Origin of the sequence: Amycolatopsis thailandensis (assembly GCF_042723255.1) — a bacterium.
Lineage (GTDB): Bacteria > Actinomycetota > Actinomycetes > Mycobacteriales > Pseudonocardiaceae > Amycolatopsis > Amycolatopsis thailandensis.
Map to the genome: position 1 here is coordinate 37,559 of NZ_JBHXJK010000006.1, position 25,829 is coordinate 63,387.

The following is a 25,829-nucleotide window of genomic DNA, read 5'->3' on the forward strand; positions in this document are numbered from 1 at the left end:
CTGATCGACTGGAATCTATCTCGCTGTCGGCCTCATACGTCGTCGGCAGGCGGGGCACATCACGCCTGGCGCCTTGGCTCCGCAATGCTGGCAAGCGACCACAGGGCCGGTGCGCCTGCTGCCGCTCTTTCTGCCCTTTCCTTTGACAGCGCGAACGATCTGATTCTCGAGCGCTCCCTTCCCATAACCAACCGGGTTCATTGCGGCACGTACGGCGCGCGGGGTAGCCGCCCGAGTCACGGTCCGAACGGGGTGAGCCACTTGAGTCACCTTGCGCCGCACTTTCTTCAAGCCTTTCGGCATGAAGAGCTTGTAGAGCAGGCCCATGGTCATCTCCCGTCTGCTTTTGGTACGGGATAAGGTCGCGGAACCCCCGTCACTCGTTACGTGAAGCACCGGGTCCGCCTACTGCGGTCATCAGCGTCTGGATTGCCGCCGAACCTGGCTCGATGGGTAAAACAGCACGCAAGCGACGCCGTGGCCGAGAACCGCTCCGCCCAGCCGACAGCCCTGGCGCTACGGTTTCTTGCAACATAGGCAGCTATCCGTGCGACTTAACCGCATGCTCAAGATCCTGCTCACAGCCCTGGGCCTCTTGCTCTCAATCGTAGGCATCTGCCTCGCAGTGGGCGCCTTCGTGTCTACCAACCGAGAACACGGATCAGGACCAGTTTGGCCAGCACTAGACCGTCTTCTAACTCGGGCCCGTCATCTTGCCCATCGTCTCCTCCGCAGCAATCGGAGCGTCACCGTCCATGCTGGCAGCGCTGCAGGGGTCCGAGTCGCAGCGTTGCAGGCTGAAGGTGTCGTATCGCGCCGTCCCGCACCGACTGATCTGCCAGTGGAGGAGCAGCTTCGCTGGATCGAGCGGCGTATCGAACTCGTAGAGGCGGAAGCAGCCCGCGAGCGGAGCCGCCGAAGCTCAGACGTACATGCGCTCCGCAAAGCCATGAGCGAAACCGAGCAAAAGATTCGGGAGGTTGAGCACGCCAGCCAAGAGTTGACCAGGTCCATAGCAGTCGGAACTGTGCGGCTCCAGATCACCAGCCTGCTGTTCGTCGGTGCTGGGACGGTCGCTCTCGCCGTTCCAGGGTTCATGCCATGAAAGGTGAACCGCACCTAGCGTGCGATCGTTGACAATGGCCCGCCAGAGAAGGTGTGCCGTGCGACAAGCGGCGGCCAGGTGGATCGACCGCGGTCAACCAAGGACAGCCCAGATCGGCGGCGAGCATGAAAAAACCGCCTCGACATGCATCGAGGCGGTTCTGAGAGCGGTGGCCAGGGCCGGGGTCGAACCGGCGACCTTCCGCTTTTCAGGCACAGACGTTTCCGCTGGTCACGGGGGTTGCACCAGTGTCGCGTGCAACCCCCGTGCAACATCGTGGCTCAGTGCTTCACGATGATTGTCTTGGGCAGCTTGGCAGCGTTCCCGTGCGCGGCGAGCTTGCTCAACTGGTCGGCTACCTCCTTGTCCCGCCCTTCGACCGCGTGGAGATACCGGAGGGACGCAGCCGCCGACGCGTGCCCGAGCCGCTTCTTAAGGTCAGCCAGCGTCGCGCCCGCACTCGCTGCGAGCGTCTGCCCCGTGTGCCGCAGGTCGTGATAGCTCACGTCGACGCCGACCTTCACCCGCGCCCGGACGAACGCCTGATAGACCGCGTTCCCCCGCATCGGCTGCCCGTCCCTGCCGACGAAGAACCGATCCCGCCCCGCCCACTCCTTCATGTGATCCCGCAGGTACGGCATGACGTGCGGAGGGACCGACACCGGCCGACGCCCCGCATCCGTCTTGGGGTCCTTGTCGTACTTCTTCGGACTCTCCAGAAGCTCCACCCGGTTCTTCCGGACCCACACGACGCCGTCCACCAGGTCCACGTCAGCCGTCCGCAGGCCGCAGACCTCACCGCGGCGAAGACCGCACCAGGCCGCCAGCAGCACGGCCGCCCGGTAGCGAGGAGTGATCGCCTCGACAAGCTCAACGATCTGCCCAGGGTTGGCGATGCCCCGCTCTTTGGCCTTGTCCGAGCCCGCGCCGGGAATCTGGCAGGGATTGATCATGATCGCCCCATCCCTCTTGGCCGAGTTCATCACGGCGCGGAGGAAGCGGTACGACTGCCCGATCGACGTCTTCCCGCCCTCCCCGAGCAGGGCCTTGGCGTACCAGCTCCGCACCACCGGCGGGGTGATCGCGATCAACGGGAGATCCAGCAGCTCAGTCATGTGAAGGCGCATGTTCCGCCGACACGTCTCCTCCCACCTGTCCCCGATGTTCGGACTGTCGCGCAGGTAGGCACCCGCGTAGTTGCCGAACGTTTCTCGTCCTAGCTTGTCGTCCAGCCAGGCGCCCTTGTTGATGTCCGCCTCTACGCCGACCAGCCATCGATCAGCGTCGGTCCTGGTCCGGAACGTGTCCGGCGCGTACTGGCGCACTCCGTTCGGACCGAGGAACGATGCCTGAAACCGGCCGGAAGGCAGCTTCCGAACCGACCCGAACCGCCTCCGCTTCTTCGCCATCACGCCACCGCCCGACCAGCGGACCAGCTCACCCGTACCGGCTCGACGCGTCCCGCCATCACGAACGCATCCAGATCAGCGACCGCCAGCCGAACGTGAACGCCGACCTTGTGGAAAGCGATCCGCCGTTCCGCGATCAGCCGCCGCACGAACCGGACACCCGTGTTCAGGTACTCAGCCGCTTCATCGACTGTCAGATAGTTCTTCTCCACGTCTCCCCCTTCCTAGGCCGCTTGCCGAGTTGCCGAAGTTTCCGGACCTTCACCGGGTGGCCCCTGCGCCGCGAGTAGTGCCCGGTCGTACTCGGCCCTCCACGTGATCCGTTCGGAGATGGCGCGCATCACCAGGTGGTCCCGTGGTGGGCAGTGGGTGTCGCCGGGTTCGACCTTGCGCCAGACGAACCGGTCCGGTTCGGGTTGTTCCTTGGTGATGCCGACAGCGGCCAGCGCGTCCAGGACGAAGCCCTTCCGGTCTGCCTTGTGATCGGCCACGGTCTTGCCGGACCACTTCCGGGACACCAGCACTCGCCGCCCTGGAAGCCCGAGCGTCGTCCGGCGGTGAGCGCGTCCCTTGCAGTGACCGGGGACGGTCTTTCCGTTGGCTCCCTTGGGGTTGATGCCGTACAGCAGCCACACCGCGCACCGAGGCGAGCACGGGGTCACCGCCAGCTCAGCGTGAAGCCGGTCGTGGTGATCCCGCTGCGCGGCAGTGTCCGCGTCGACCACCTCACCCGTGGATTTCGTCAGGTACTTGGTCAGGTAGCCGATGTGGCGCCCCGATTCCTCCGTGCCGCCCAAGATCCCCTTGGAGTGCACCTGACGGCCGAACGTGACCACATGCGCCGCTTCCTCCACCGCCTCTTTCGCCTCATCGAAGCCCGGCAGCGGCGCGCAGGTGTCCGGGTCCACGAACGTCCGGGAATGCATGTCCCACAACGGTTCCCGGTCCGTGTAGACGATCTCGTCATGGTTGGGCCACCACACCTGGTGATAGGTGGCCTCCGTGACCATCCGGATGACCTCGTGCGAGATGGACCCACGGAGAGCGGTGTGCAGGTGCGGAGCCGCCCGCCGTTGAGGTTCCACGGTGGCGAAGTACTGCACATCCCAGCCGACCACGCGCCGCAGGTTCTGCCACCACCTGTCCACCAGCGCCGAGAAGTGCACCGCGTCCCGAGCCGCCCGCCGGTAGTCATAGGTCGACGGGTTCACCGGCGAACCATCGGACCGCACCGGGCCGTAGGTGTCGCAGGTGAGAGTGACGAACATCGACGGCCGGAACTTCCCCGCGAACTCACGGCCCACGGTGGTCTTGCTGACCTTGCGGCGTGGCAAGTTCGGCGCGTCCTGCCGCCGCTTGGTCGACCGCTTCACCGGACGCTTCTCCGGAACGTCGAGAGCGGGCAGGCGACCCGTCATCCCCGACGCCCGCAGCTCCTCGTCCACCGAGGCGACCTCTGCCCGCAGCTCCTCCATCTCGACCTCGTCACCGACCGCCAGCGCCTCCCGATAGGCCGCCGCCAGATCAGCCCGGAACGCCACCAGCTCCGTTTGCGTCTTCGACGGCACTTCCCGTTCGATGACAGGTTCCTCAGTCATGTGCCAGCCCTCACGGCACTGTGCCTGACGGAGCGCTTTTGCCTTGCGAGCACAGGGAAGGCACACCGATTCCACCGTCGACCCGCACGGCACCGGGACGTAGCGGATCTCGCCGGTCTCGGTGTCTCCCACCTCCATCGTGAACGGCCGGACACAGACGCCGTGCTTTTCCGCGGTGGCCTTCACGACCTCCGCCGACAAGGCACCGCGGATTCGTCCATTCGTGGCCGGCGGGGCGGCCGGACCTGCTCCGACCTGCGAATCTGTCGTGGTCATGCCGTCCCCCTCTCGCCGCGCCGGTCTGACAGGTGGATGACCGAGGCACCGCCGTTGGTGACGTAGTGCTCCAGATGCTTGATGGTCTGGTCCGGAACCCAACCGGCCCGGACGCGCAGGGGTTCGCGGATGCCTTCGCCCCAGACGTAGCCGACACCGGCCGCAGACTCCGGGATGCGGTTGGCCCACGCCCCGCGTTCGTAGGCGCCGTCCCCGAGGACCATCGGGACCTGACTCTTCGCGGTCACCCGCAGGCAGATACGACGGGTGAACAGCTCCCGCACCGGAACCGTTTCCTTGGTCGGTTCCTGGACATAGCCCCGGACCGCGAACCCGAGCGCCCGCCCCTGCGTGGTCAGGATCGCGACCCGTTCCACGATCGCGTCACGGGTCTTGCGGTCGGTGTAGCGGGTCAGAGCGCCGATCTCGTCGAACTCCAGCAGCTCCACCGGATACTCGGCCGAGACCGGGACCTGACGAGTGTTCCCGGCGAAGACGCGCTTCCGGTTCTCCAGCTCCTCGATCAGCGCGTCGAGGACTTCCAGGGCTTCCTTGCCGGACACGCCGTATCGGGCGAAGATCCCGCGCCCGTAGGCGAGTTCGACCGCCTTTGGGTCGATCCCGGACACGCGGATCAGACCGGCGCGGATCGGTGCCGCAGCCGACACCAGCGGAGCCCACAGGACCGAGCCCTTCCCCGACCCCGACGCACCAGCCACGAGCGTGTGCGCGCCACCACCGACCAGCGGCAGTGTCCACGGCGTGCCGTACTCGGTCGAACCGGCATAGACCGCTCGCAGATCCACTCCCGAGCCGTCCACGGAGACCATCTCCGGGACCGGTAGGCACGTCACCGCCGCGTCGAGCAGATCCCGGCGCATGAAGTCGATGGAGACCACATCCGGCTCAAGCTCCCGCACCTGGCACCGCGCGACCTTCCGCGCCACCGCCAGCTCCCGCGCGACCTCATCGAAGTCTTCCGGCTTCTGCCCAGGAACCAGCCGGACCCGGACCTCATCCCACGACGGGCCGGAGCGGACCGACAGCAGTTTCGGCACCGCCACACCGGACGCCTGACGCGCCTTCGTGACCGCCTCACGCTTGCGCCGACGAGACACCAGATTCACCGTCACGTCGACCGGGATCGCGTCATCCCGCACCGTCAGGCCGCAGGCGTGCAACCACCCGGCCAGCTTCCGCCCGTAAAGCGCCCAGCGCAGCCACCACGCCCGCAGCCACCGCCCACACCACAGGTCGTACACGACCTCATCGAGCCGCCACCAGACGAGCAGTACCACCGCCAGCACGCCGACCGTGACGACGAAGGACACCCAGCCCAGCACCGTGCACCAGGCCCACAAACCCAGCAGCGCCAGGCAGGTACGCCAGTGCCCGACGAGTTGCCGAACAATCCACCCGACCGCCCGCAGCAGACCCCACAGCGCCACACCGAGCACCGCCAACGCGGCCAGCGCCTCGAACACACTCGCCAGCACACGGCCGACCTTGGCCAGCACCCACAACACCACCGCCAGCCCGCCACCGACCGCGAGGGTGGTCATGATCTCCTGCGTGTTCATCACCGACCACCCCGCAGACCAGCTGCGGGAACCACGATCGGCAACGGCAACATCCCCAGGCACGGGGAGCACTTCTCCTCACCCGGCAGCAGCCGAGCGAACCGTTTGCATTCCGTACAGCGCGTTCGGGTGACCCCCGTTGACTCGCACTGTGTGCCGTCATTTATCTTCGTCATTGTTCACTGCTCCAGTGGACAGGCGCAGAACCGGAACAGGTTGGTAGCCAAGGGCCGGTTCTGCGTTTTAAGGGACACTTTTAGCCACATGGGGACGCGTTTATTCGCCACACGTCCCCACGTGCGAAAATCTCGATATTCAGTTCTTGCCTATCTGGTCAGTCCCGCGAACGTGCACGCTCCTTCCGTTCGAACTCCCGAAGCGCGACCAACCACACGTGCTCCCGTGCGATGTCCAGGCCATCCGCCAGGCGGACCGCTGTAGTCACCGTGGTCAACGGCCGTTCGCCCCGCTCCAGTTGGCCGAGGTGCCGAGGGCTGATGCCGGATCGTGCGGCAAGTTGAGCTTGGGTCAGCCGCCGAAACCGTCGTGCCCGCCGCAGCCATTGCGCCGCCGTCTTGCCGTCCAGCATCGAGCCGTCGCCGTTGCCTCCCCATTCCTGCACGCGCCTACTTGGCATCCGATTTCTCCGCCTGAATCCTCGCGGCCAGTTCTTCCGCCTTGCCGTCCTCGTGCGCGACCCAGTACCGAATCTCGTGGTGATGAAAGCGGTCCACATCAGACACCGCGCGATACATTCTGGCGTTGGCCTGCCGCCATTTCAGCCACGTCGACAGGCTCGCCCCTGGCAGCGGACGAGTCGCTGCCGCGACGTCGTGCGCATCCTTGAGTGTTTGCGGCTCATTCCTGCCCGGAGTCGTCATCACAGGCCCCGGTCCGTGCGCGGCTTTCGAGCAGTGCCGCCAGTTCGTCCGCGCAATCGCGGAGTCGGCGAAGGAAGACGGCCCGGCTCAGCCAGTCGCCCCGATGTTCGGGAGGACGGATCGTCAGCGATCCCGCTGTGCCCGACAGCACCAGCGCCGGGGGCGACCCCGGACCCGAACCAGTCTCCTCCACCGTCACCTCGTCCCACGGACTGATCACCCACGTTGGGCCGAACCCCTCCCGCATACTCGTCACCTCCCGCCTTGCGTTCCCACTCCCGCGCCTGCTCCTCGAAGGCTTGCGCGGCCGACCCCACGGCGGCGACCACCCACCACGGCAGGTCGGGATCACTGCCCAGCGCTCGCCATGCCTGAGCGACCAACCGCGACGCCGCCGCCATCTCTCGCGCAACATCCGGATTCGCGCCCCGCGACCGTGCATCCACGTCCGCCGCGTCCCGATAAACGCGATACGCCGACTCCCACGCGGACACCTGCTTTTTCGACGTCACGACACCACTTCCCTCTAGAAGTCAGTGCCGTCACGCGGCCTTGGCCGAGGACTCACCCGCCGTCGACCGTGACGCCTTCCCGCCCGCGCCACTTCCCGCCGCCTTGAATCCGGTAGCGCGGAACACGTAGGACAGGTACTTGTACTCACCCTGCCCGGCCACCTTGGGTTCAGCGGTCAACCCGTCCAGCTCCACCGGCCGCATCCCCGGCATCACCTCAGCCGTCGTCGGCACCGGCTGCACATCGGCCAGCAGCGTGATCTCGAACGAAGCCCGCTTCGCCTTCGTCTCACCTGGGTCGGTCGCCATGAACTTCCACTGCCGCTTCCCCGTCACCTCGTCCACCCTCTGCCTCGTCGGCCGCCCCTGCGCCCTCTCCTCACGCGACTGGTATTCGTTGTCCGGCGACACTTCGCCCACCATCACAAGACCCTGCGGAAACGCGTCATCGTGGTCAACGCTGAATCGAATGCCCTTTTCGATCGCCATGTCGTAGTGAACCTTCCCGCTTGTCGGATACGCCTTTACCGGCGCACCTACAACAATCGGCCAAATGAGTGTCCCGTCACGACACCGTCTCGGTCTCGCCTCACAGCGTCTCGCACTCACCTTGTCTCGTCTTGTCTCGTCTCCCGTGCTAGCTTGGTCTCATGAGCCCCGACACCACAGCTCAGGAAACCCGGCCGATCGTCCTCAAAGTCCTGCTCAGAGGACGACACTTGCAGAGCTACCGCGCGTTCTGCCGCGAGTACGACAAGGTGGCCGAAAAGGTCGACAAGAGCCTCAGGGGCAGCTTTCCCAGCAAAGCCCAGTTCTATCGATGGCTATCCGGCGAACTCGTCGGCCTGCCCTACGCCGACCACTGCCGAATCCTCGAAGCAATGCTTCCCGGATGGCAGGCCGAACAACTCTTCGAGTTTCACGACGGTGGAATCGAGTTCGTCCCCGAACCAACTGCGTCGCCGACGAGCCAGGCCACTAATCCGCCAAGCTCCGCGATGGAACCACGCGGCAACCCGGAAGTCGTTGAAGTCTTCTCGCACCGGAGCGCGATCCCTGCCGACCTGTGGACTCGGCTGCTGGACGACAGCGGGGAACGCATCGACATTCTTTGCCTGGCCGCCCTGTTCCTCGTTGAACGACCGACGTTTGCAAAGCACATCAAGCAGAAAGCCAGCGATGGGGCCAAAATTCGGCTTCTGTTCGGCGATCCCGACGCGGACGAGGCCACCAAGCGCAGCGAAGAGGAACGGCTCGACGCACGCACCGTTTCCGCTCGCATCCGCAACGCGCTGGCGTTTCTGCGCCCGCTCGATGGCGTACCCGGCGTAGAGGCGCGGCTGCACACCACCACGCTGTACAACTCGGTGTTCCGGTTCGACGACGAGATGGTCATCAACACCCACGTGTACGGCCTTCCAGGAGCACACGCCCCCGCGCTACACCTCCGCCAGACGCCGAAGGGCGACATGTTCGAGACATACATGGAGAGCTTCGAGACTGTCTGGGCTGCCGCCAAGCCGCTGACCTGGTAGGCAAGGAGCTATGGCACGCCGAGACCACTACCACGAACCGAACGCGCCGGAGGCGAACTCACTGCGGGTCGCCGTCAGCGCATTCATCCTGGACGAGGCTGGCCGGCTGCTGATGATCCGGCGCACCGACAACGACCGCTACGCCATCCCCGGCGGCGGACAGGAGTTCGGCGAATCAGTGGCACAGGCCGTGGTCCGCGAGGTCGAGGAAGAGACAGGTCTGACCGTCGAGGTCACCGGCTTCATCGGGATCTTCTCCGACCCTGACTACGTCATCGAGTACGACGACGGCGAGGTCCGTCAGGAGTTCTCGCTCTGCTTCCGCGCCCGCCCTCTGTCCGGTGACCTGCGCACGAGCAGCGAGAGCAAAGAGGTTCTGTGGGTCGAACCAGCCAAGCTGGACGACCTCAACATCCACCCCGCCATCCGGCTCAGGATCGCCCGCGGCTTCGAGGGTTCTGACCAGCCGTTCTACACGTAATCGATGCCTGCCGCCCGCATCCGAGCTTCCGTCCGCTCGACGGCACCCGCCAACTCCGGCCGCGCTAACTGGATGAACGTCGACACGACGTCGTCAGGCCCGTACCGATGCTGGATCTCAGCCGCGCGCTGGTCGAAGGTCACGACTTCCCCATCTGGCGAGGTGGTCATGTCTGCCCACCACAGGGCGTCCCTCAGCGGCGTCCGCTCGTCGGTCCAGTAGGCCAACTCGTCGGCCTGGCCTCGTAGTTCTGCCTCCAGATACGCCGCTGAATGATGCGCCACCAGCGCACACAACCGCTCCGGAGCCTCGACCTCTCGGAGGTACCGCGCGCCGTCCAGCGCATGCAGTCCTGTGACCGCCAGGTCCTCCGCATACCCAATGTCGTGTACGAGACCTGCAGCCGTGAGCAAGTCCGCGTCCTTCACCGAGAAGAGTGGACCGAGCACCCGTAACCGCTCACGAACCCCCTGAACATGCCCCCACCGACGCGCCATATGTCCACCGAGCCATTTCGCCGCCAACTCAGCGGCCCACGCCGTCAACTCCACGCATTCACGGTATCGACTGCCGCCAGGAGCATCCTCAACCGCACCAGCGTGAAACCGCTCCACTAGCCGAGAGGACTAAGCTTCTTGGTACCCCACCGAAGCGACTCGACGTCTGATAAACCAGGTATTCCATGTCGTGGGCGACCACCACGAGCGCTACTGCACCGTGGCGACTACTGGGTCCACCTCAACCCAAGTACCTTGCGATTAATTCTGGGTCGATAGGGTTTCTGTACGTCAATATTCTAGCTGCAGCTCTGGCCAACGATCCCAACGTGCTCTTTTTCTGCCCAAAAGCAACCATTTTTTGAAAGTCGATGTCAATCACGCGACCGTCACCGCGATCATATTCCATTACTCCGACGCGAGGAACATAGAATCTGTCTTCAAGAGTTTCTGAGATCTTTTCTATGTCAGATCGAACATCTGAATCGCTTTCTGCGCTGACATCGACGGCGCGAGATGCTCCACGAAGACTAACGTGCGCCAAACCAAACCCGGCCAATTGACCTGACAGGTCATCCCAAAGCGCGCTAGCAGAATCTGATCGCCCGCGGATCTTTCGGCCACGTGCTTCCACATGTATTCGCCACGAGTCCAGATCGACGCACAGCATCTTGGCGTGAATCCTCCACGCCGGCTGCGTCACCGCACTCGCAGAAGATTCGGATTCCGAGCCCGGTTCCAAATCTTCTTCATCGGAAACTTGGACAGCGTCCGCTTTTGCCGCCACCCAAGTCTGCAGATTCGGTATAACAAGCGGAGATAGATCTAAGCCTTCTAGATCTAAGTAAATTTCCTCAAGGTCAGCCAGCGGGACTATTGACCCAATATATGACCAGAAGCGGGAAGATGCTGGACTGCCGGTACGGGAAAGTAGATAAGGAAGCAGAACTCGGATCTCAGACCGCGAGAGCTTCCCGCCAATCAACTCTCTACCATCGTCATCAAATAGCAGCGACTCGGGATCGTCGGACGCCCCTGCCTGCAGTATAAGTGCAGCGCGGCTGAGGCGAAGAGCGGCGTCCGGAAGAAAGGACTGCTCGATCAATTGACGAAACTGCGCTTCAGAATCCGCTGAATCCTCCCCCGAGGTCGCGAATGATTCGGCTCCGCTAGTTAAATCTTGCATCGTCGAGTGATCGATCAACCCGCGTCCACCCTTGACAATGCTACCTTTTAGTAACTCGACCAAAGGCGGTCGAGCAGCAGCGGCGTCAAGGGCTGAAACCGTGTCGAGCGCAGGGACATTGGTGACCAAAATTCTGGACTCATCGTCAATTTCACTCAGTACCCGATCACGGCCGATCGATCCTTCATCTTCGTCACGCAGGGCCAGAACAATCGGCCCCAGAGAGCCCAAGGATGCAACGTCGCCACCCAATGCCGCCGATCGCAATGTATATCGAAGATATACATTCCTTTCGAGATTTTTCCCATTCTCGCGCCACTGAACAACTAAATCAGGAACGTAACTATGATTAAAGTACTCTGTAGATGCCACCTCTGCAGAAGGGTCGATACTTTTGAATTCTCGAATCACGGCAGATTTAACGCCCTCGACGATGTCGGCGCTATTCTTGTGCGATAGCGCCGACTCGATCTCGCGCCGAATATCAGGGGCCGTCATCCGAAGGATCCTTTCCGCCTGAGAACTCCGTGTACCTTATATAGCTCTTCGGGAGACAGCAGAAACACGCTCTGGCGTCGGTTTAACATCACGAGCCATAGCCGGTCCGCAACTAAGCGAACTATACTGTCGTCAATTTCTTCGCCCGCGAGCGCATCCTTATGAACATTCAGCGCGGCCCGTATTTCAAGTTCAGTCGTAAGCTTCGACCATTTTGTTTGATCGAAGGGGTGGGTTGTGACCCACATGAACTCAAGCTTCTTGTCCACATTTGATTTGACGCCAAGAGCCGTAACACTATATGCGTTTGCCAAAAACTCTTTGAACTCCGCTGGCTGACTACCCACGTGATCGTAGTTTTTTACTTCGACATACAACGGCCGTCGATGGTCGCCAAGAAACGAGCCTACCAGGTCGAACCTTTTGTGTTTTCGATCTAGTCGCTCAACCGTGGTCTGCGCAGGGTCATCGTAGACACTGAAACTAATTTGCACATAGGTAGTGCTTTCCAGCCAATGCTTGACGAACAGTACTCCCTGTTCGCCCTTTACATGCTCCCCTTCAGCAACCACTTACGGAGCGTATACGCACTACATCCCTCTTTCGGAGAGACGTAACCTGATCGTTGGCTGCCGAACTTGGCTCTATGGGATCAAGGCGCCGCCGTTGGCGGCGCGCGGGTCACCACCCGTCCGGCGGGCTACGCCCAGGAGGCGACGCCGGCCTCCCGCTCCGCTCCGGCAGGCGCCGCCGGGCGAGCCCGCCGCAGGGCAGCATCCGCAGCGCGCCGCCAACGACGACGGAGATCCAGGAGCCACGGCGAGATCACCCGACCCACCCGGCCGACGCGCAGTGGTCACTTGGAGGTCCCTCGCTGCTCAGCGTCTAACACCGGCCCGCCCGCATCAAGGCGGGAAAGCGTGCCTTGACGCGACCGACCCGGCGCTAGAGATGGCAGGGGCGAGGGAAACGGGGCGAACAGGCACGCAGTGTTGAACTAGCCGAGTCGGCGGGCGCACAGTTCAGCGACGCCACCACGCAAGTCGAGACGCCATCGACCTCAGCTTCTCAAGCCAGGGGTGCCACAGGCTCCGACTCAGGTCTTCGATTGCCCCGCGCATCACTTCTTCTTCTGCGGTGCCACGAACGGTTATCGGCTCGCCGTCTGGCCCCTCGTCATAGGTCTCGCTGCTGTTTCGCGCTTCTACGACAGCCTGAGTAAACCGCAGCACCTTCGAACGTGGCACGCCTGCAAGGATGGCCGCCGCCTCAAGCGCCGCCACAGCTCGGCGAAAATCCGGATATGGCTCGTCACGCCAGCCAAGGGCATCGACCTCCGCGACCTTCTCACGAACGGCCGCCCGCGCAGCGCGGCGATCTTTCGCTTGAGTGACTTGAGGCGACACCACCCCGCCGATCAGCGCAGCGATGAGGCTGGTTAGAACCTGTAGCCAGATCGGCATGAGAACGTCCTGGGGTCAGTGCGAGGCGTGCAATCCGCGTGCAACTAGCGGAGGCTAGCAGCGGTCAACCAAGGTCAACAGTGGACAGACTCAAGATCGACCCCAGGCATGAAAAAACCGCCTTGACCTGGATCAAGGCGGTTCTGAGAGCGGTGGCCAGGGCCGGGGTCGAACCGGCGACCTTCCGCTTTTCAGGCGGACGCTCGTACCAACTGAGCTACCTGGCCGGGAACGCCGGCAAGGAGCCGAACGATCTTGCGACCCTGACGGGACTCGAACCCGCGACCTTCGCCGTGACAGGGCGACGCGCTAACCAACTGCGCCACAGGGCCTTGCATACTGCTTTGTAACTGTACTGCGTACTCCCAACGGGATTCGAACCCGCGTTGCCGCCTTGAAAGGGCGGAGTCCTAGGCCGCTGGACGATGGGAGCCCGGTTCGGTTTCGGCGAACCGACCGACCCGCGCTCTCCGGTGTCCCCGGGAGCGAACATAACTATAGGACACCCCTGTTTTCGCTCCCGCACAGGGGGTCCCTTAACTGTTCACAGGGCTGGGACCTGCGAGAACGCGGCGAGCTCAGGATATCAGGGCCGACGCGTCCCGCAGGGCGCCGAGACGCCCCCGAAGCTCGTCCCGCTCGTCGTCCGTAAGAGTGACGGCGAGGAGTTCGGCCACGCGCCGGTCGGTCAGGTCCTCGGCGTGCCGCCACCGCTTGCGCAGATCACCCTTCGCCTCCGCCGCGGCGATCAGTTCGTCGGCCGCCTCCTCGGACCACGCGGTGCGCAGGAGACGCCCGCGGCCGCCTTCCGGATCCGCGACGACGGCCTCGGGGACCGTCAGGCCGGCCGCGCGAAGGGCCGCGAAGTGAACGCCGCCGCGAAACTCGCGGAAGACCATGAGCGCGAACGCCAGGCGCTCGATGTCGTCTTCCGGGCGTTCGGCGAGTTGCCATCCGGCGAACAACGCGAGACCGCTCGCGTCCGCGGCGTCGACGAGCCGGAAGAGCAGATCGGCCAGACGACCGGGATCGGCGGCCCCCGAAAGACTGATGTGGGCCCACTTCGCCGATGACCGCGAGTAGGCACGGACCGCGGAGGCCGCGTCCAGAGCCGCCATCGCGGGTGGCAAAGCGAACTCGAAGAGCCACGACGGGAAGATCCCGAACAGCTTCGCGACCACCTTCGGCGGCGGGTCGCCCAGCACCGCCGAACGCCCGCGCAGGTACAGCGCCCGGGGCGACAGACCCACCTCGGCCTCGACCTCGGCGAGCTCCGGGGAGGTCATGAACTTCCCGCCCAGCACCTGCACCGCGCCCCGGATCTCCCGCGCCGCCACGATCGCCGCTTCGTCACCCATACCGCCCGCCACCTTCCCGCCAGTTGAATAAAAACAGTGTTACATAACTGGCGGTTCCCTCGTCAAGGACAAACGAAAGCCCGGCCGAGCGGCGAACACCGCACGACCGGGCTTCGTGAGACGACTTCAGCGCTGGACGGGCGCCTGCCCGTCCTCATCCAGCGTCAACCCCAGCATGTCCAGCAACTGGACACAGTCATCGACGCCCAGCGCCCCGTTGGCCACCGCCAGCCGGGCACGCCGCACCTGGTCGTCGGACACCCGCTGGGCATCCCCCTGACCCGTGCGCTGCGCCGGCAGACCACCAGCCAACGTCGTCGAGCTTCCCCCATCGGCACCTTCGTACCGAAGGAGGAACTGTCGCACTTCCACAGACCCACCCATGGTTCCTCCAGACGGCCAACGAACAGCTTGGCCGCGAGGCTAGCCAGAGCCGGCCGCGACACACAGCCCCCCGGAGAGTGAACCTGTCGACACGCTCCGCACAACGCAGAGCAATCACGCGCACACCGTCGCCACATGAACCACAGGCGAACCACGGGTGGCGCGCCGACCGGAATTCTGCCCGCGCCCACTCGCCCTTCTCAGGAAACCGTGCAACAATCGATTTGCTGACACACCCCCGGTCAGCGCCTGTGGAGATCCCCTCCGACCCCCGCGTTCCTCCCCCTGGCGCGGGGGTCGTCTACGTTCCGCCGCTTGTCGCTTCGCGACCGCGCCGGAAGTCGTAGTGCCACCCCGGGGGCCCAGCCCCCCGGACCCCCCAGGGTCCGTGCGGCGGCGGTTGACAGCCCCGGACCCGGGGCCATCGGGCATCAATCTCACGCTCCGTGAATGATTCTCATTGGCGGTTCTGATTGCGGGTTGTGATCACGGGAAATCGGTTTCCTGTCGGGGTTGGGCCGAATGGGACAGAAAAGTCGGTGTGTCGTGGCTCACTGTGGTTGGTTTGCCGAGACCGAACCGTTATCGTGGCCCGGTGCCCCTTCCTTCCCTGAGCCGTCGTAGCGGCAGCCGCACGAACATGAAGCCGGTCAACCCGGGTCGTCACCGCAACTCCCCCACCAAGGAGGCCGAAGCGGTCGTCGAAGACACGGAGCTCACCAGCTACCTTCGCGCCCTCGCCCCGGACAACGACCCGGAGAGCACCGGCACCGGCAAGCGCTTCGGCGAAGCGCAGGTGTTCCAGCTGCGGATGAACCTCATCGCCTGCGAACAACTCAAGGACGCCGCCGCCGAGCGCAACCTGTCGCCGCAGGCGCTGGCGCAGGAATGGATCCTCGAGCGCCTCTCGTGGGAATCGCAGGCCAACTCGGCCCAGCAGCGCCGCCACGAAGAGGCCCACACCGACGAATTCCACTTCGACGCCGACGCGTGGGAGCAGCAGCCCGTTCCCCGCTGACCGTCGCCCCCGGAACGGAACAGCACAATCGAAGAAGTTTTGAAGACCATAGAAAAGCCCCCGGCGAGATCGCCGGGGGCTTTTCTGTTCAGTCTGAGCAACGCCGAAGGGCGGACTCAGATCGCGCGGACCTTTTGGGCCTGCGGGCCCTTCTGGCCCTGACCGACCTCGAACTCCACTCGCTGGTTCTCCTCGAGAGTGCGGAAACCGCGGCCCTCGATCTCCGAGTAGTGAACGAAGACGTCGCCCTCGCCGCCATCCTGCGCGATGAAGCCGAAGCCCTTCTCCGCGTTGAACCACTTCACAGTGCCTTGCGCCACCGCTTTACTCCTCGTTGCACATCCGCTTCGAGTGCCTCCGAAGCGACACCCAGACCGTCCCGGGCGGTTCCAACGAGTCGAGCGAAGAGCGCGTCACCGGCTCATGGCTCGCGTCAGAAGTTCCGCGAGTGTGAAGCCACGAACACGCAAAACGACGGCCTGATGGCAGCGTACCGGGATCTGGCCATATTTGAAGCCCGTGATCGGACTCTGGGCACCCCCGAGTACCAAGGTCACCGGAACGTCGTATACCGGCCCGACTTCTGTCGGACCCTCTCGCTACCCTGTCGCCGCACGCCGACCTCAGATCTTCGCCGGACACGGACCGAAGTCGGTCATGCCCCGATCGTGAACTAGGATCCACCCGATTGTGACTCGCATCACTACGGATCGGATCAACGAACAGGGCTGTCCGGACGTCATGGTCGGTGTACAGGGGAGCAAAGGGGAAGCTTTGAGGTTCACTGAAACCGCGCGCCGCCGGGCGGCGTTCGCGGCACTGGGGCTGGTCGCCGTTCTGACGCTGGGGGCGTGCAGCAGCGAGCCGACCGTGTCGGCCAGCGGGCCGGACAGCGGCGGCCAGATGAGCGGCGAGACCGGCGACAAAGGGGCGTCGCCGGCCAAACTGACCTACGAGCCCGCCGCGGGCGCGCAGGACGTCGCGCCGGGCCAGCCGATCAAGGTCACCGTCGCCGACGGCACGCTCGACCAGGTCGTGCTGACCAACCCGGACGGCAAGCAGGTCGCGGGCCAGCCGTCCGAAGACAAGAAGAGCTGGTCCACCACCGAACAGCTCGGCTACGGCAAGGGCTACACGTGGTCCGGCAAGGCCACCGGCACCGACGGCAAGCCGGTCGAGATCGGCGGGGCCTTCACCACGGTCAAACCGCGCAAGCAGGTGGGTGCGAACATCAACGTCTTCGACGGGCAGACGTACGGCGTCGCCATGCCGATCACGCTGACGTTCCCGAGCAAGGTCACGGACAAGGCCTCGGTCGAGAAGGCGCTGTCGGTCGAGACCACGCCGAAGACCGAGGGATCGTGGGCCTGGGTCCACGACGACACCTCGGTGCACTGGCGGCCCAAGGCCTACTGGCAGCCCGGCACCACGGTGAAGTTCAACGCCAAGATCTACGGCGTCAAGATCGGCGACGGCGTGTACGGCAAGGAAGACCGCTCGGCGAGCTTCACCATCGGCCGCTCGCAGGTCGTCAAGGGCAACACCCAGACCCACCGGCTCCTGGTGATCCGTGACGGTCAGCAGATCGCGGACTACCCGGCCAGCTACGGCCTCGACGCCGACCCGGGCCGCGTCACGCCGAGCGGCACGCACGTCGTGATGTCGAAGCACGACACGTACTCGATGACCAACGAGCGCTACAACTACGAGAACATCGTCGTGCCGTCCGCGGTGCGGTTCTCCACCAACGGCGAGTTCATCCACGGATACGGGCCGTCGATCTGGGCGCAGGGCAAGAAGAACATCTCGCACGGCTGCGTGAACCTGGCGCCGGCGAACGCCAAGGCGTACATGGACGGCGCCTTGGTCGGGGACCCCGTCGAGATCGAAGGCAGCACCCAGAAGATCAACCGGGCGCGCGACTACAGCGACTGGACCTACGACTGGGCCGAGTGGTCCAAGCTTTCCGCTCTCGCGAGCTGAAGTACTTCCATGGAACCGGGCGGCCGGAGACCCCTGCGGTCTCCGGCCGTTCGTGCTTGTTGCCGTGCGCTGACTGGAACCTTCCGCGGGACGCGACACCGCGATCGAACTCAAGTGTCCCCCAGGGCGCGCCCCGCAAAAGGTTCCAGTGGGCCTCCGGCCCGAAAGAGGGCGCCCGGGGTGAAGTCTCCGTCGGGCGCGGAGCGCCCTTAGGGAGACCGCGTTGTGAGACTTCAAAAATCCGATGCAACCCCAAGTCTGGCGGGGCGCATGTCTAACGACGTGAGGCGCCGCGGCCAATGAGCGGCGCCCGGATCGAGGAGACACTCTTGCGTACTCGTATCGCTCTTTCCCTCGGCGCGCTGCTGCTGGCGGGCGGCGCCGCCTTCGCGACCACGTCGCTGGCGTCGGCCGACCAGAGCGCCCCGTCCCCGACGGCCACTCAGGCGCCCCAGCCGCCGCAGCCGGCTCCCACCACCACGAAGCCCGCCGAGCAGCCGACCCGCGCCACCACCGCGCCGCCGCGCGACCCGCGGCCCGCGCGGAAGACCCCGGAGGTCGCCGCCCCGGGTGAGCACCGCGTGCCCAAGGCCGTCCCGGCCGGGCCGACCGGGGACCTGAACCTCCCCGCCATCGTCGAAGGAGCCGGCAACTAGGTGTCGTCGAGCCGCTCGTCGAAGACCGGGACGGGCTCGCCGTGGGACGGCGAGTTCGCCCGGTACTTCGACGAGCGCGCGCACAGCCTTCGTGCCACCGCGTACCTCCTGTGCGGGGACTGGCACCAGGCCGAGGACATCACCCAGGCCGCGCTGCTGAAGCTCTACCTGGCTTGGCCGAGGCTCTCCCGGCACGACGCGCTCGACGGCTACGCGCGCAAGATCGTGCTGCGGACGTTCCTCTCCGAGCATCGGCGGGTCTGGCGCAAACGGGAGAAGCTCACCGACGCCCTTCCCGAAACGCCGAGCGAAACGGGCGGCACGGAACAGGAGATGCTGGTCAGGCACGCCCTGTCCGGCATCGCCCCGAAGCAGCGGGCCGTCTTGGTGCTGCGCTACTTCGAAGATCTCAGCGTCGAGGAGACCGCCGCGGCGCTGGGTTGCAGCACCGGGAACGTGAAGAGTCAGGGCGCCCGGGGTCTGGCGACCCTGCGCAAGCGGCTCGGGCCGCATTTCAGTGAACTGGCCTTGAGCGGAGCGCACGACGATGGGAGGTGAGGAGATGGACGAGGACATCAAAGGCGTGCTTTCGCACGGTGCGAGCGGTCCCCCGCTGGGCATCCGGGCGGCGGACATCATCGAGCGCGGTGGCCGGATCCGGCGACGACGCAAGCGACTCGCGGTGGCGGGGAGTTCGCTGGCGACGGTCGCGGTGATCGTGCTCGGCGCGATCGCCGTCGGCGGTCACGGCGGCGAAGGAACCGCGCCGGTGCAGCCCGCCGGGCCGGGACTGTCCACCGTGTCTCCGTCGCCGGTCACGCCCGTTCCCGCCGAGCCGCCCCCGAGTCCGGAGGTGGCACCTCACGATCCGCCACCCGCCGTTCCCGAGACGTCGTCGAAACCGGGTCAGACACGTACGACGCCCAGGACCCCTCAGCCAGGGCGCACGACGACGGCGATCCCTCCTCGCAGCGGGCCCACCCCGACGAAGGAGCCGAGCGAGCCACCACCGCCGGCGAGCTCGACGCGATGACCGGGTGCCCGGAACGTCCGAATCCCGAGGTGTCACCCAAAGTAATCAGAAATTCTCCTACAACGGCTTCACCTGGTGGTTCGTCACCTTTTTGGGGGAACGACCCTCGCGCGATCGATCCAAAGCGCTGAGCCCGGACGTTTGAACACCTACGGTCGAGGGAACAAACCCTCGTCGATGGGTAAGTAAACGGGTGGGTCGGGAGGTCAAACCCATGGCCGAAGAGGCGCTGAGCGCGTCACATCAGGAAAAAGGGGAACCCGCGGAGGCCCCACCTGAGCAGATCAGAAAGGCCGTCGCCGGAGCGGCGATGGGTAACTGCATCGAGTGGTACGACTTCGGTGTTTTCGGCTTCATGCCGGCCATTCTGGGGCAGGTCTTCTTCAACGCTTCCAGCACTTCCGAGGGCGCTCTGGCGACCTTCGCGGTGCTGGCGATCACCTTCGTCGTGCGGCCGTTCGGCAGCTTCGTGTTCGGTCCGCTGGGGGACAAGATCGGGCGCCAGAAGGTTCTCGCGCTGACGATCATCCTGATGTCCGGGTCGACGTTCATCATCGGCCTGCTGCCGTCCTACGCGACGATCGGTCCGGCCGCGGCGGTCCTCTTGATCCTCTTGCGGACCATCCAGGGCTTCTCGGCGGGCGGTGAGTACGGCGGCGCGGCGACGTTCATCGCCGAGTACGCGCCCGCCCGGCGCCGGGGTTTCTGGGGCAGCTGGCTGGAGTTCGGCACGCTCGTCGGGTTCGCGATGGGCGCCGGCTTCGTCACGATCTTCACCGTGGTCCTCGGCGACGACGCCATGCGCGAATGGGGCTGGCGACTGCCGTTCCTGATCGCGGGCCCGCTCGGCATCGTCGGTCTCTACCTGCGGAACAAGCTGGAGGACACTCCGCTGTTCCAGGAGATCGAGAAGAAGGATCAGGTCGAGAAGTCGCCGCTGAAGGCGCTGCTCAAGAAGCACTGGACGTCGATCCTGCACCTGATCGGCATCGTCGTGATGCTGAACGTCGCCGACTACATCGTGATCACGTACCTGGAGACCTATCTCAAGGACGTGGTCGGCTTCAACGGCCACACACCGTTGCTGATCATCCTGGCGACCATCGCGCTGATGCTGATCTTGATCGTGCCGGTCGGCATCCTGTCCGACAAGATCGGGCGAAAACCCATCCTGATCGCGAGTTGCGCGAGCTTCCTGGTGTTGCCGATCCCGGCGTTCTCGTTGATGGGCGCGGCGGCCGACGACCGGAACGCCTGGCAGCTCATGCTCGGCCTCGTGATGATCGCGGTGCCGCTGGTGCTGATCCTCGCCGTGCTCGCGGCGACGCTGCCGGCGATGTTCCCGACGCAGGAGCGCTACGGCGGTTTCTCCATCGGGTACAGCGTTTCCACCGCGCTCTTCGGCGGGACGGCGTCGTACATCATCGGCAGCCTGGTGAAGAACACCGGCGACAACCTGTGGCCCGCGTACTACCTGATGGGCGCGGCGGCGATCGCGGCCATCCCGATCCTGCTGCTGCCGGAGACGGCCGGGGTTTCGCTGCGCGGCATCGTGAACTCGCGGATCGCGCGGCGCCGGAAGCCGGAAACGGCCACTCCCGGCGGCGCCTCGGAGCTACCCGCGAGTTAACGTCTGTCCATGAGCCGTATCTCGCAGCCGTGGCCGCCGGTCGAAGTCGAACCGGCGACCGTCCACCCGAAAGCCCCGCAGCCGGGCAGCCATCTCGGCATCCACTTCGGTGAATGCTTCGGGTGCGGCGACGAGATCGAGGCCGGGCTCCACCTGCATTCGACGGTGGGCGAAGGGACGACGGTGTACTCCAAGTTCACCGTCACCTCCGCCCACCAGGGTGCGCCCGGCCTCGCCCATGGCGGCCTGCTGGCCTGCGCCTTCGACGAAGCGCTCGGTGCGACGGTGGGCAACCTGCTGCGTCGCCCCGCTGTCACCGGGAAACTGGAGACGGACTTCCTCCGGCCCGTGCCGGTCGGTTCGACCCTGTATATCGCCACGAAACTGGACGGCGTCGCCGGCCGGAAGATCTACGTGAGCGCAGACGGCCGGCTTGACGCCGAGGACGGCCCGGTCGCGGTGCGGGCGCGGGCTTTGTTCGTGCGAGTCGAGTTCGAGCACTTCAGCACCCACGGGGATCCCGAGGCGCTGCAAAAGCTCGCCGCCGCGCACGAAAAGGCCAAGCGCGACCGCGAGTGGGACATCAACCCATGATGCATTTCGTCCTCTGAATGCGGTAGTTCGACGTACGAACCACCGCATTCAGAGGACGAAATGCGTTCTAGGTCAGGGTCCTCGGCCGGATCGCGTTGGCCTTGTCGACCAGTTCGACGCGCTGATCGACCGATCCGGCCAGCCGGGCCAACGTCCGGTAGCACCGCTCCAGCCCGAACCGCAGATCCCGTTCCTCCAGGTCGCAGCCCAGCACCTTCGCGCCCGGCGTCGGCCGGTTCTGCGCGTTGAGCCAGCCGTGCGCGGCTTCGAGGACCTCCGCCGACAAACGCGTGCGGCGTTCGGCGTCGAGTTGCAGGCGCTCGAGCCTCGACGAAGCGTCGACGAGATCCCGTTCGGACACCATCACCGGGTCCTTGCCGCCGCCGTTGATCCTGGTCTTGATCTTGATCGCGGCCACCTGCGCGGCGACGTAGTGGGAGGAGGACGCCGGGACGGCCTCCAGCACCTCGATCGCGCTGGCCCTGGCGCCCTGCGCGAGGTACACGCGAGCGAGTCCGAAGGCGGCGCTGACGTACGACCGGTCCGTTCGCCACACCAGCTCGTAGTAGCGCGCGGCGCCGAAGTAGTCCCCGACGCCCTCCGCGCTGACGGCCAATGCCAGCTTCGGCGCGATCTCGCCGGGGAGGTCGTCGTACACCGCTTCGAAAGCGACGTGCGCGACGCGGGACCGGCCGCCCGCGAGCTCGATCAGGCCGCGGTACCAGTCGATCCGCCAGTCGTGCGGGAAGCCCGCCTTGATCGCGAGGTACTGCGCGGCCTGGAGCTGCCGCTGAGCCTCGACCAGCTCACCGAGTTCGATCCTGGCGCGGACGATGCGCAACCGGACCTCGATCGACTCGCGCGGCGCGCCGGCCAGCGACTCGATCGCGCCCTTGGGGTCGAGCGCGACCGTCGACGCGAGCACGCCCGCCGCCGGGTCGTCCGTGTCGACCTGCGGGATCGGCAGCCCCGAGACCACCTCGCCCGGATCCGGCAGCGGGACGCTCCCGCCGTGCTCCGGGACGACCAGTTCGACGCCGAACGTGCGGGTCTCCGGGCCGAAGACGGTCGAAGCGCCCGGGCGCGGTTTCCCGGTGCCCAGCGCCATGATCTCGCGGAGCACACCGGTCAGCTGGTCGCCCATCTCCTCGGCGGCGATGAACCGGCGATCCGGGTCGGTGTGCGTCGCGCGCTTCAGGAAGCGGTAGTACGAACCGAAGAGCGCGAACAGCGGGACGACGTCCGGTCCCGGCAGGGTCGTCTTGTACTTGCTGGTGTAGCCCGAAAACTCGAAGCTGAGGACGGCGAGCGTGCGGCCGACCGTGTACAGGTCCGAGGCCACCGAAGCGCCATGGGTCGCCAGTTCGGGCGCGCTGTAGCCGGTGGTGAAGAACAGCGGGCTCTCGTAGTCGTCCGTCCGGCGGACCGCGCCGAGGTCGATCAGCTTGAGCTGTTCGTGCGTCTGGATGACGTTGTCGGGCTTGAGGTCGCAGTACAGCAGGTTCTGGCTGTGCAGGTAGCCCATGGCGGGCAGGATCTCGAGCCCGTAGGCGATCACCTGGCCGATCGGCAGCGGCTCCGGGCGCTTCGTCTCGCGGTGGTGCGCGAGCGCGAGCTGGCGCAGCGACTGGCCACCGACGTACTCCATGACGATGTAGCCGACGGAGTTGCCGGTGTCGCCGTCCGGATGCTGCACGAAGTTGTGGATCTTGACGATGTTGGGGTGTTCGACCTCGGCGAGGAACCGCTGCTCGTTGGCGGCGGCCGCCATCGCGGTGGCGTCACCGGTGTCGATCAGGCCCTTGAGCACCACCCAGCGGTCGCTGACGTTGTGGTCCTGCGCGAGGTAGATCCAGCCGAGCCCGCCGTAGGCGAGGGCGCCGAGCACCTCGTACTGGCCGCCGACGATCTCGTTCGGCCGCAGCTTCGGCACGAAGGAGAACGGGTTCCCGCACTTCTCGCAGTTGCCTTCCGGCGAGCCGGGTTCGCCGTCCTTGCCGCGGCCGACCTTGGCGCTGCAATTACCGCAGAAGCGTTTCTCCTCCGACACCATCGGGTTGTCGAGGACGGCGGACGCCGGGTCGCGGTAGGGCACCTGCGGGACGTCGACGAGCCCGGCGCCGAGGCGGCCGCGACGAGAGGTGCGCGACGACGTCCGGCGGGCGGTGCCGGGGAACGAACCCGTTCCGGTGCCGGTGCCCCGGCTGCCCGATCCGGTCCCGGTGCCGGTACCCGTGCCCCGGCTTTCACTCGAACGTTCGGGGAGGACGCTTTCGGTGCCGGGGTCGGGAAGTGTGCCGGGGCCGTGGTCGACGCGCGGCGACGGCGGCATGATGCTCTGCGTCTCCGGCGTCGGCGAGGAGAGCACGCTGGTCGGCTGGGGCGCGTCGACCGGGGCCTGCCAGGCGGGGCGGACGATCTGGGTCTGCGGACTCACGGGTGCCATCTCGCCCGGGGGACGCGTCGGGTCCTCGGCGCCGGGGATCGGCCGCTGCTGGCCGCGCGGCGGCGTCTGCGGTCGCTGGACGGGCGCGTGGAAGATCGTGCGCTCGGCGTCCGTCTCCGGTGGGGGCTGGGGCTTCGCCTTCGGCGGCTCAGAGAAGTCGAGCCTGCCGGAAATGGACGGTTCGGGCGTTTCCCAGCGGACCGGCGCCGGCGGCGTCCAAGAGGCGGACTCCGCCTCGCGCTCGGGTGTGGCGTCATCCGGCGCTGCGTGCCGAGGACGGCGAGGCTCTTCCGACACTGGTACCTCCCGAATCCCCGCGACGGCTTGGGACCTGATCCTAGACGTGAGCAGGCAGGTCGTGCCCGCGCCGGGTCGAACCCGCTACGGTTCGGGAGAGAACCGATTCAGCAGGTGATGAGGGGGAGGACCGGGTGCCTGCGTCATTTTCGATGTCGATGGCCCAGCTCGACGTCGTACTCGAAGAACTCGGGCTCGGCAGATTCGTGCTGCCCTTCGAAATCCCGACCGTCGGTACCACCGTCACCGAACGCGAGCGGCACTGCGAAGAGGTCTGGGCCGGCCTGGCCGACCGAGGCTTCGCCCGCGGCCGCGAACTCTTGCGCGACTACGAACAAGCGCTCCGGCTCTGGGCGACGGGCGACTTCGTCGTCACCCTGGAGGCGCACGAGGTAGAGCAGGACGCCGAATACCTCTATCGGGGTGCCTGGAACCAACGTCTGGGCGTCGTGAGCCAACAGCGCGGATTCGACATCCTCTTCGAGCCGGTCTACCCCGAACAGGTCGTCGCGACCCTCCTCGGCTACCTGCCGTCACTGCCACCGTTCCCCGGACGGGTGACGACGTCCGCCACCCTCCCCCCGGCCAAACGACCGGACGACCCGTTCGACGAAGACCCCGGCAACCTCCGTCTGGGCGCGGCCGGCCGCTTCTTCGAATTCCCGCTCGCGCGGCTCGGCACGCTCGGCATCACCCTGCGCGACGATCGGGGCAAACCGCAGCAGAAGAGCGTCCAGTGGTTCGACAGCGTCCAGGGCCGCTTCATGCTCGCCACCGACCGCTTCCCCGACGGCGAAGTCCGCCGCACGTTCACCCCGACGAGTGGCTCTCACCTGGCACGATGGATCCACGACCTGGTCGAAGCCGCCCGCGTCGGCAGCGCGTGATCCTCGCCGGACAGCGGCCTTCGGGGCCGTTTCCGCTGATATCGTGATCTGACGAGCGCTACGAGTAACCGGGACTTGGTACAGGGGAGAGACCATGACTGACGGCACCGGCGGACCACCGGGCGACTTCTCGCAGATGCTGGGGGACTTCTCGGCGCAGGCCGACGCGATGGTGACGGCGGCGAAAGAGGGGAAGTTCAAGGTCAGCGAGGAAGCCGGGGAAGCGCTGAAGACAGCCATCTCCGAATATGTGACTGACTGGTCACATAACCAGATCCGTTTTCTCCGTCTTGCGGAAAAGCCCAAGTTGGGTACCGGCCCGTTCGCACAGCAAGTTGGTCAACACGCGATCCTTGTAGCAGACGGCGACGAGCTATCCGCGAAGACCCAGCTCGACAAACTGCGAGATGTCCTCAACCGCGCCGAAGAAGCCATAGACCTGGCTAAGTCGAAGTATTCGCACCGAGACAACGCCAACGCAGACCAGCTGAAATCTCTTCAAAAGGACTGACGAAACACCGA

The 25,829-nt window shown here is 65.6% G+C and carries 27 protein-coding genes and 3 tRNA genes; 11 read left to right on the plus strand and 19 right to left on the minus strand.

What is annotated here, in order from left to right; translation table 11 throughout:
- Positions 1–1,386: 1,386 nt before the first annotated feature.
- The 8 genes from ACFWMR_RS03760 to ACFWMR_RS03795 form a co-directional block, all read right to left on the minus strand.
- Positions 1,387–2,514 (minus strand): tyrosine-type recombinase/integrase, encoded by a 1,128-nt coding sequence (locus ACFWMR_RS03760; protein ID WP_378376735.1) that lies wholly within the window; start codon positions 2,512–2,514, stop codon positions 1,387–1,389.
- Entirely contained in the window at positions 2,514–2,726 is a 213-nt protein-coding gene (locus ACFWMR_RS03765) for a helix-turn-helix domain-containing protein (RefSeq protein WP_037333131.1), read from the minus strand. The genes ACFWMR_RS03760 and ACFWMR_RS03765 overlap by 1 nt, the downstream gene beginning before the upstream one ends.
- Before the next feature lie 12 nt (positions 2,727–2,738).
- Positions 2,739–4,388 carry a replication initiator gene (locus tag ACFWMR_RS03770; protein WP_378376737.1) on the minus strand — a complete coding sequence of 550 codons (1,650 nt, stop codon included), beginning with the start codon at positions 4,386–4,388 and terminating at the stop codon, positions 2,739–2,741.
- Positions 4,385–5,968, minus strand: coding sequence for an FtsK/SpoIIIE domain-containing protein (locus ACFWMR_RS03775; protein WP_378376739.1), 1,584 nt, complete (start codon positions 5,966–5,968; stop codon positions 4,385–4,387). The genes ACFWMR_RS03770 and ACFWMR_RS03775 overlap by 4 nt, the downstream gene beginning before the upstream one ends.
- Positions 5,969–6,302: 334 nt before the next feature.
- A complete protein-coding gene (locus ACFWMR_RS03780; RefSeq protein WP_378376740.1) occupies positions 6,303–6,605 on the minus strand; it encodes a helix-turn-helix domain-containing protein in 303 nt (100 codons plus the stop codon).
- Positions 6,595–6,849 carry an AMED_5909 family protein gene (locus tag ACFWMR_RS03785; protein WP_191256330.1) on the minus strand — a complete coding sequence of 85 codons (255 nt, stop codon included), beginning with the start codon at positions 6,847–6,849 and terminating at the stop codon, positions 6,595–6,597. The genes ACFWMR_RS03780 and ACFWMR_RS03785 overlap by 11 nt, the downstream gene beginning before the upstream one ends.
- The gene (locus ACFWMR_RS03790) at positions 6,827–7,069 is read right to left on the minus strand and encodes a hypothetical protein (RefSeq protein ID WP_005155612.1); all 243 of its coding nucleotides are present in this window, start codon (positions 7,067–7,069) and stop codon (positions 6,827–6,829) included. Before ACFWMR_RS03790 ends, ACFWMR_RS03785 begins: the two co-directional genes overlap by 23 nt.
- Positions 7,070–7,391: 322 nt before the next feature.
- A complete protein-coding gene (locus ACFWMR_RS03795) occupies positions 7,392–7,850 on the minus strand; it encodes a hypothetical protein (protein ID WP_125790294.1) in 459 nt (152 codons plus the stop codon).
- A 161-nt stretch (positions 7,851–8,011) separates the two neighbouring features.
- Here ACFWMR_RS03795 and ACFWMR_RS03800 point away from each other — a divergent pair, with 161 nt between their 5' ends.
- Together ACFWMR_RS03800 and ACFWMR_RS03805 are read left to right on the plus strand one after the other, a co-directional pair.
- Entirely contained in the window at positions 8,012–8,896 is an 885-nt protein-coding gene (locus ACFWMR_RS03800) for an XRE family transcriptional regulator (RefSeq protein ID WP_378376741.1), read from the plus strand.
- A gap of 10 nt (positions 8,897–8,906) precedes the next feature.
- Positions 8,907–9,377 (plus strand): NUDIX hydrolase, encoded by a 471-nt coding sequence (locus ACFWMR_RS03805; RefSeq protein ID WP_378376743.1) that lies wholly within the window; start codon positions 8,907–8,909, stop codon positions 9,375–9,377.
- Here ACFWMR_RS03805 and ACFWMR_RS03810 read toward each other — a convergent pair.
- The 9 genes from ACFWMR_RS03810 to ACFWMR_RS03850 form a co-directional block, all read right to left on the minus strand.
- Complete coding sequence (locus ACFWMR_RS03810; RefSeq protein ID WP_378376744.1) at positions 9,368–9,928, minus strand: HD domain-containing protein; 561 nt, start codon at positions 9,926–9,928, stop codon at positions 9,368–9,370. The genes ACFWMR_RS03805 and ACFWMR_RS03810 overlap by 10 nt on opposite strands.
- Positions 9,929–10,115: 187 nt before the next feature.
- Positions 10,116–11,558, minus strand: a complete 1,443-nt coding sequence (locus ACFWMR_RS03815) for a hypothetical protein (protein WP_378376746.1) — start codon at positions 11,556–11,558, stop codon at positions 10,116–10,118.
- A complete protein-coding gene (locus tag ACFWMR_RS03820) occupies positions 11,555–12,130 on the minus strand; it encodes a hypothetical protein (protein WP_378376748.1) in 576 nt (191 codons plus the stop codon). The genes ACFWMR_RS03815 and ACFWMR_RS03820 overlap by 4 nt, the downstream gene beginning before the upstream one ends.
- A 450-nt stretch (positions 12,131–12,580) precedes the next feature.
- A complete protein-coding gene (locus ACFWMR_RS03825; protein ID WP_378376750.1) occupies positions 12,581–13,021 on the minus strand; it encodes a hypothetical protein in 441 nt (146 codons plus the stop codon).
- A gap of 153 nt (positions 13,022–13,174) precedes the next feature.
- A tRNA-Phe gene (locus ACFWMR_RS03830) sits at positions 13,175–13,248 on the minus strand.
- Positions 13,249–13,279: 31 nt separating this feature from the next.
- Positions 13,280–13,353 (minus strand) — tRNA-Asp (locus ACFWMR_RS03835).
- Positions 13,354–13,381: 28 nt separating this feature from the next.
- Positions 13,382–13,454, minus strand: a tRNA-Glu gene (locus ACFWMR_RS03840).
- Between the two features lie 145 nt (positions 13,455–13,599).
- Complete coding sequence (locus ACFWMR_RS03845; RefSeq protein ID WP_378376752.1) at positions 13,600–14,379, minus strand: SCO6745 family protein; 780 nt, start codon at positions 14,377–14,379, stop codon at positions 13,600–13,602.
- A gap of 126 nt (positions 14,380–14,505) precedes the next feature.
- Complete coding sequence (locus ACFWMR_RS03850) at positions 14,506–14,763, minus strand: hypothetical protein (RefSeq protein WP_020633070.1); 258 nt, start codon at positions 14,761–14,763, stop codon at positions 14,506–14,508.
- Positions 14,764–15,358: 595 nt separating this feature from the next.
- Between ACFWMR_RS03850 and ACFWMR_RS03855 the strand changes: the two genes are divergently transcribed.
- The gene (locus ACFWMR_RS03855; RefSeq protein WP_093936857.1) at positions 15,359–15,781 is read left to right on the plus strand and encodes a hypothetical protein; all 423 of its coding nucleotides are present in this window, start codon (positions 15,359–15,361) and stop codon (positions 15,779–15,781) included.
- A gap of 116 nt (positions 15,782–15,897) precedes the next feature.
- On the opposite strand, the gene ACFWMR_RS03860 is transcribed toward ACFWMR_RS03855, so the two are convergent.
- Positions 15,898–16,101: a cold-shock protein gene (locus ACFWMR_RS03860; RefSeq protein ID WP_003097368.1), complete on the minus strand. Its 204-nt coding sequence runs from the start codon at positions 16,099–16,101 to the stop codon at positions 15,898–15,900.
- A 421-nt stretch (positions 16,102–16,522) separates the two neighbouring features.
- Between ACFWMR_RS03860 and ACFWMR_RS03865 the strand changes: the two genes are divergently transcribed.
- The 6 genes from ACFWMR_RS03865 to ACFWMR_RS03890 all read left to right on the plus strand — a co-directional run bounded on the left by ACFWMR_RS03865 (position 16,523) and on the right by ACFWMR_RS03890 (position 21,677).
- On the plus strand, positions 16,523–17,764 hold the full coding sequence (locus ACFWMR_RS03865) for a L,D-transpeptidase (RefSeq protein WP_378376859.1): 1,242 nt from the start codon (positions 16,523–16,525) through the stop codon (positions 17,762–17,764).
- A 299-nt stretch (positions 17,765–18,063) separates the two neighbouring features.
- Positions 18,064–18,420: a hypothetical protein gene (locus tag ACFWMR_RS03870; protein WP_378376754.1), complete on the plus strand. Its 357-nt coding sequence runs from the start codon at positions 18,064–18,066 to the stop codon at positions 18,418–18,420.
- The gene (locus ACFWMR_RS03875; protein WP_093936854.1) at positions 18,421–18,978 is read left to right on the plus strand and encodes a SigE family RNA polymerase sigma factor; all 558 of its coding nucleotides are present in this window, start codon (positions 18,421–18,423) and stop codon (positions 18,976–18,978) included.
- Positions 18,979–18,982: 4 nt separating this feature from the next.
- Positions 18,983–19,453, plus strand: coding sequence for a hypothetical protein (locus tag ACFWMR_RS03880; RefSeq protein ID WP_378376756.1), 471 nt, complete (start codon positions 18,983–18,985; stop codon positions 19,451–19,453).
- A gap of 214 nt (positions 19,454–19,667) precedes the next feature.
- On the plus strand, positions 19,668–21,083 hold the full coding sequence (locus ACFWMR_RS03885) for an MFS transporter (RefSeq protein ID WP_378277828.1): 1,416 nt from the start codon (positions 19,668–19,670) through the stop codon (positions 21,081–21,083).
- A 9-nt stretch (positions 21,084–21,092) separates the two neighbouring features.
- On the plus strand, positions 21,093–21,677 hold the full coding sequence (locus ACFWMR_RS03890) for a PaaI family thioesterase (RefSeq protein WP_378376758.1): 585 nt from the start codon (positions 21,093–21,095) through the stop codon (positions 21,675–21,677).
- Between the two features lie 67 nt (positions 21,678–21,744).
- On the opposite strand, the gene ACFWMR_RS03895 is transcribed toward ACFWMR_RS03890, so the two are convergent.
- Positions 21,745–24,420, minus strand: coding sequence for a serine/threonine-protein kinase (locus tag ACFWMR_RS03895; protein WP_378376760.1), 2,676 nt, complete (start codon positions 24,418–24,420; stop codon positions 21,745–21,747).
- 134 nt (positions 24,421–24,554) lie between these two features.
- Here ACFWMR_RS03895 and ACFWMR_RS03900 point away from each other — a divergent pair, with 134 nt between their 5' ends.
- On the plus strand, positions 24,555–25,307 hold the full coding sequence (locus ACFWMR_RS03900) for an ESX secretion-associated protein EspG (RefSeq protein ID WP_378376762.1): 753 nt from the start codon (positions 24,555–24,557) through the stop codon (positions 25,305–25,307).
- 94 nt (positions 25,308–25,401) lie between these two features.
- Entirely contained in the window at positions 25,402–25,818 is a 417-nt protein-coding gene (locus ACFWMR_RS03905) for a hypothetical protein (protein ID WP_378376764.1), read from the plus strand.
- Positions 25,819–25,829 lie beyond the last annotated feature (11 nt).

Coding starts and splice junctions, on each gene's coding strand:
- ACFWMR_RS03775 (WP_378376739.1), bottom strand. CDS start 5,968: ATGAACACGCAGGAGATCATGACCACCCTCGCGGTCGGTGGCGGGCTG.
- ACFWMR_RS03825 (WP_378376750.1), bottom strand. CDS start 13,021: ATGCCGATCTGGCTACAGGTTCTAACCAGCCTCATCGCTGCGCTGATC.
- ACFWMR_RS03800 (WP_378376741.1), top strand. CDS start 8,012: ATGAGCCCCGACACCACAGCTCAGGAAACCCGGCCGATCGTCCTCAAA.
- ACFWMR_RS03780 (WP_378376740.1), bottom strand. CDS start 6,605: ATGCCAAGTAGGCGCGTGCAGGAATGGGGAGGCAACGGCGACGGCTCG.
- ACFWMR_RS03880 (WP_378376756.1), top strand. CDS start 18,983: ATGGACGAGGACATCAAAGGCGTGCTTTCGCACGGTGCGAGCGGTCCC.
- ACFWMR_RS03785 (WP_191256330.1), bottom strand. CDS start 6,849: ATGACGACTCCGGGCAGGAATGAGCCGCAAACACTCAAGGATGCGCAC.
- ACFWMR_RS03770 (WP_378376737.1), bottom strand. CDS start 4,388: ATGACCACGACAGATTCGCAGGTCGGAGCAGGTCCGGCCGCCCCGCCG.
- ACFWMR_RS03795 (WP_125790294.1), bottom strand. CDS start 7,850: ATGGCGATCGAAAAGGGCATTCGATTCAGCGTTGACCACGATGACGCG.
- ACFWMR_RS03815 (WP_378376746.1), bottom strand. CDS start 11,558: ATGACGGCCCCTGATATTCGGCGCGAGATCGAGTCGGCGCTATCGCAC.
- ACFWMR_RS03805 (WP_378376743.1), top strand. CDS start 8,907: ATGGCACGCCGAGACCACTACCACGAACCGAACGCGCCGGAGGCGAAC.
- ACFWMR_RS03870 (WP_378376754.1), top strand. CDS start 18,064: ATGAGCGGCGCCCGGATCGAGGAGACACTCTTGCGTACTCGTATCGCT.
- ACFWMR_RS03845 (WP_378376752.1), bottom strand. CDS start 14,379: ATGGGTGACGAAGCGGCGATCGTGGCGGCGCGGGAGATCCGGGGCGCG.
- ACFWMR_RS03850 (WP_020633070.1), bottom strand. CDS start 14,763: ATGGGTGGGTCTGTGGAAGTGCGACAGTTCCTCCTTCGGTACGAAGGT.
- ACFWMR_RS03885 (WP_378277828.1), top strand. CDS start 19,668: ATGGCCGAAGAGGCGCTGAGCGCGTCACATCAGGAAAAAGGGGAACCC.
- ACFWMR_RS03890 (WP_378376758.1), top strand. CDS start 21,093: ATGAGCCGTATCTCGCAGCCGTGGCCGCCGGTCGAAGTCGAACCGGCG.
- ACFWMR_RS03905 (WP_378376764.1), top strand. CDS start 25,402: ATGACTGACGGCACCGGCGGACCACCGGGCGACTTCTCGCAGATGCTG.
- ACFWMR_RS03760 (WP_378376735.1), bottom strand. CDS start 2,514: ATGGCGAAGAAGCGGAGGCGGTTCGGGTCGGTTCGGAAGCTGCCTTCC.
- ACFWMR_RS03865 (WP_378376859.1), top strand. CDS start 16,523: ATGGTCGGTGTACAGGGGAGCAAAGGGGAAGCTTTGAGGTTCACTGAA.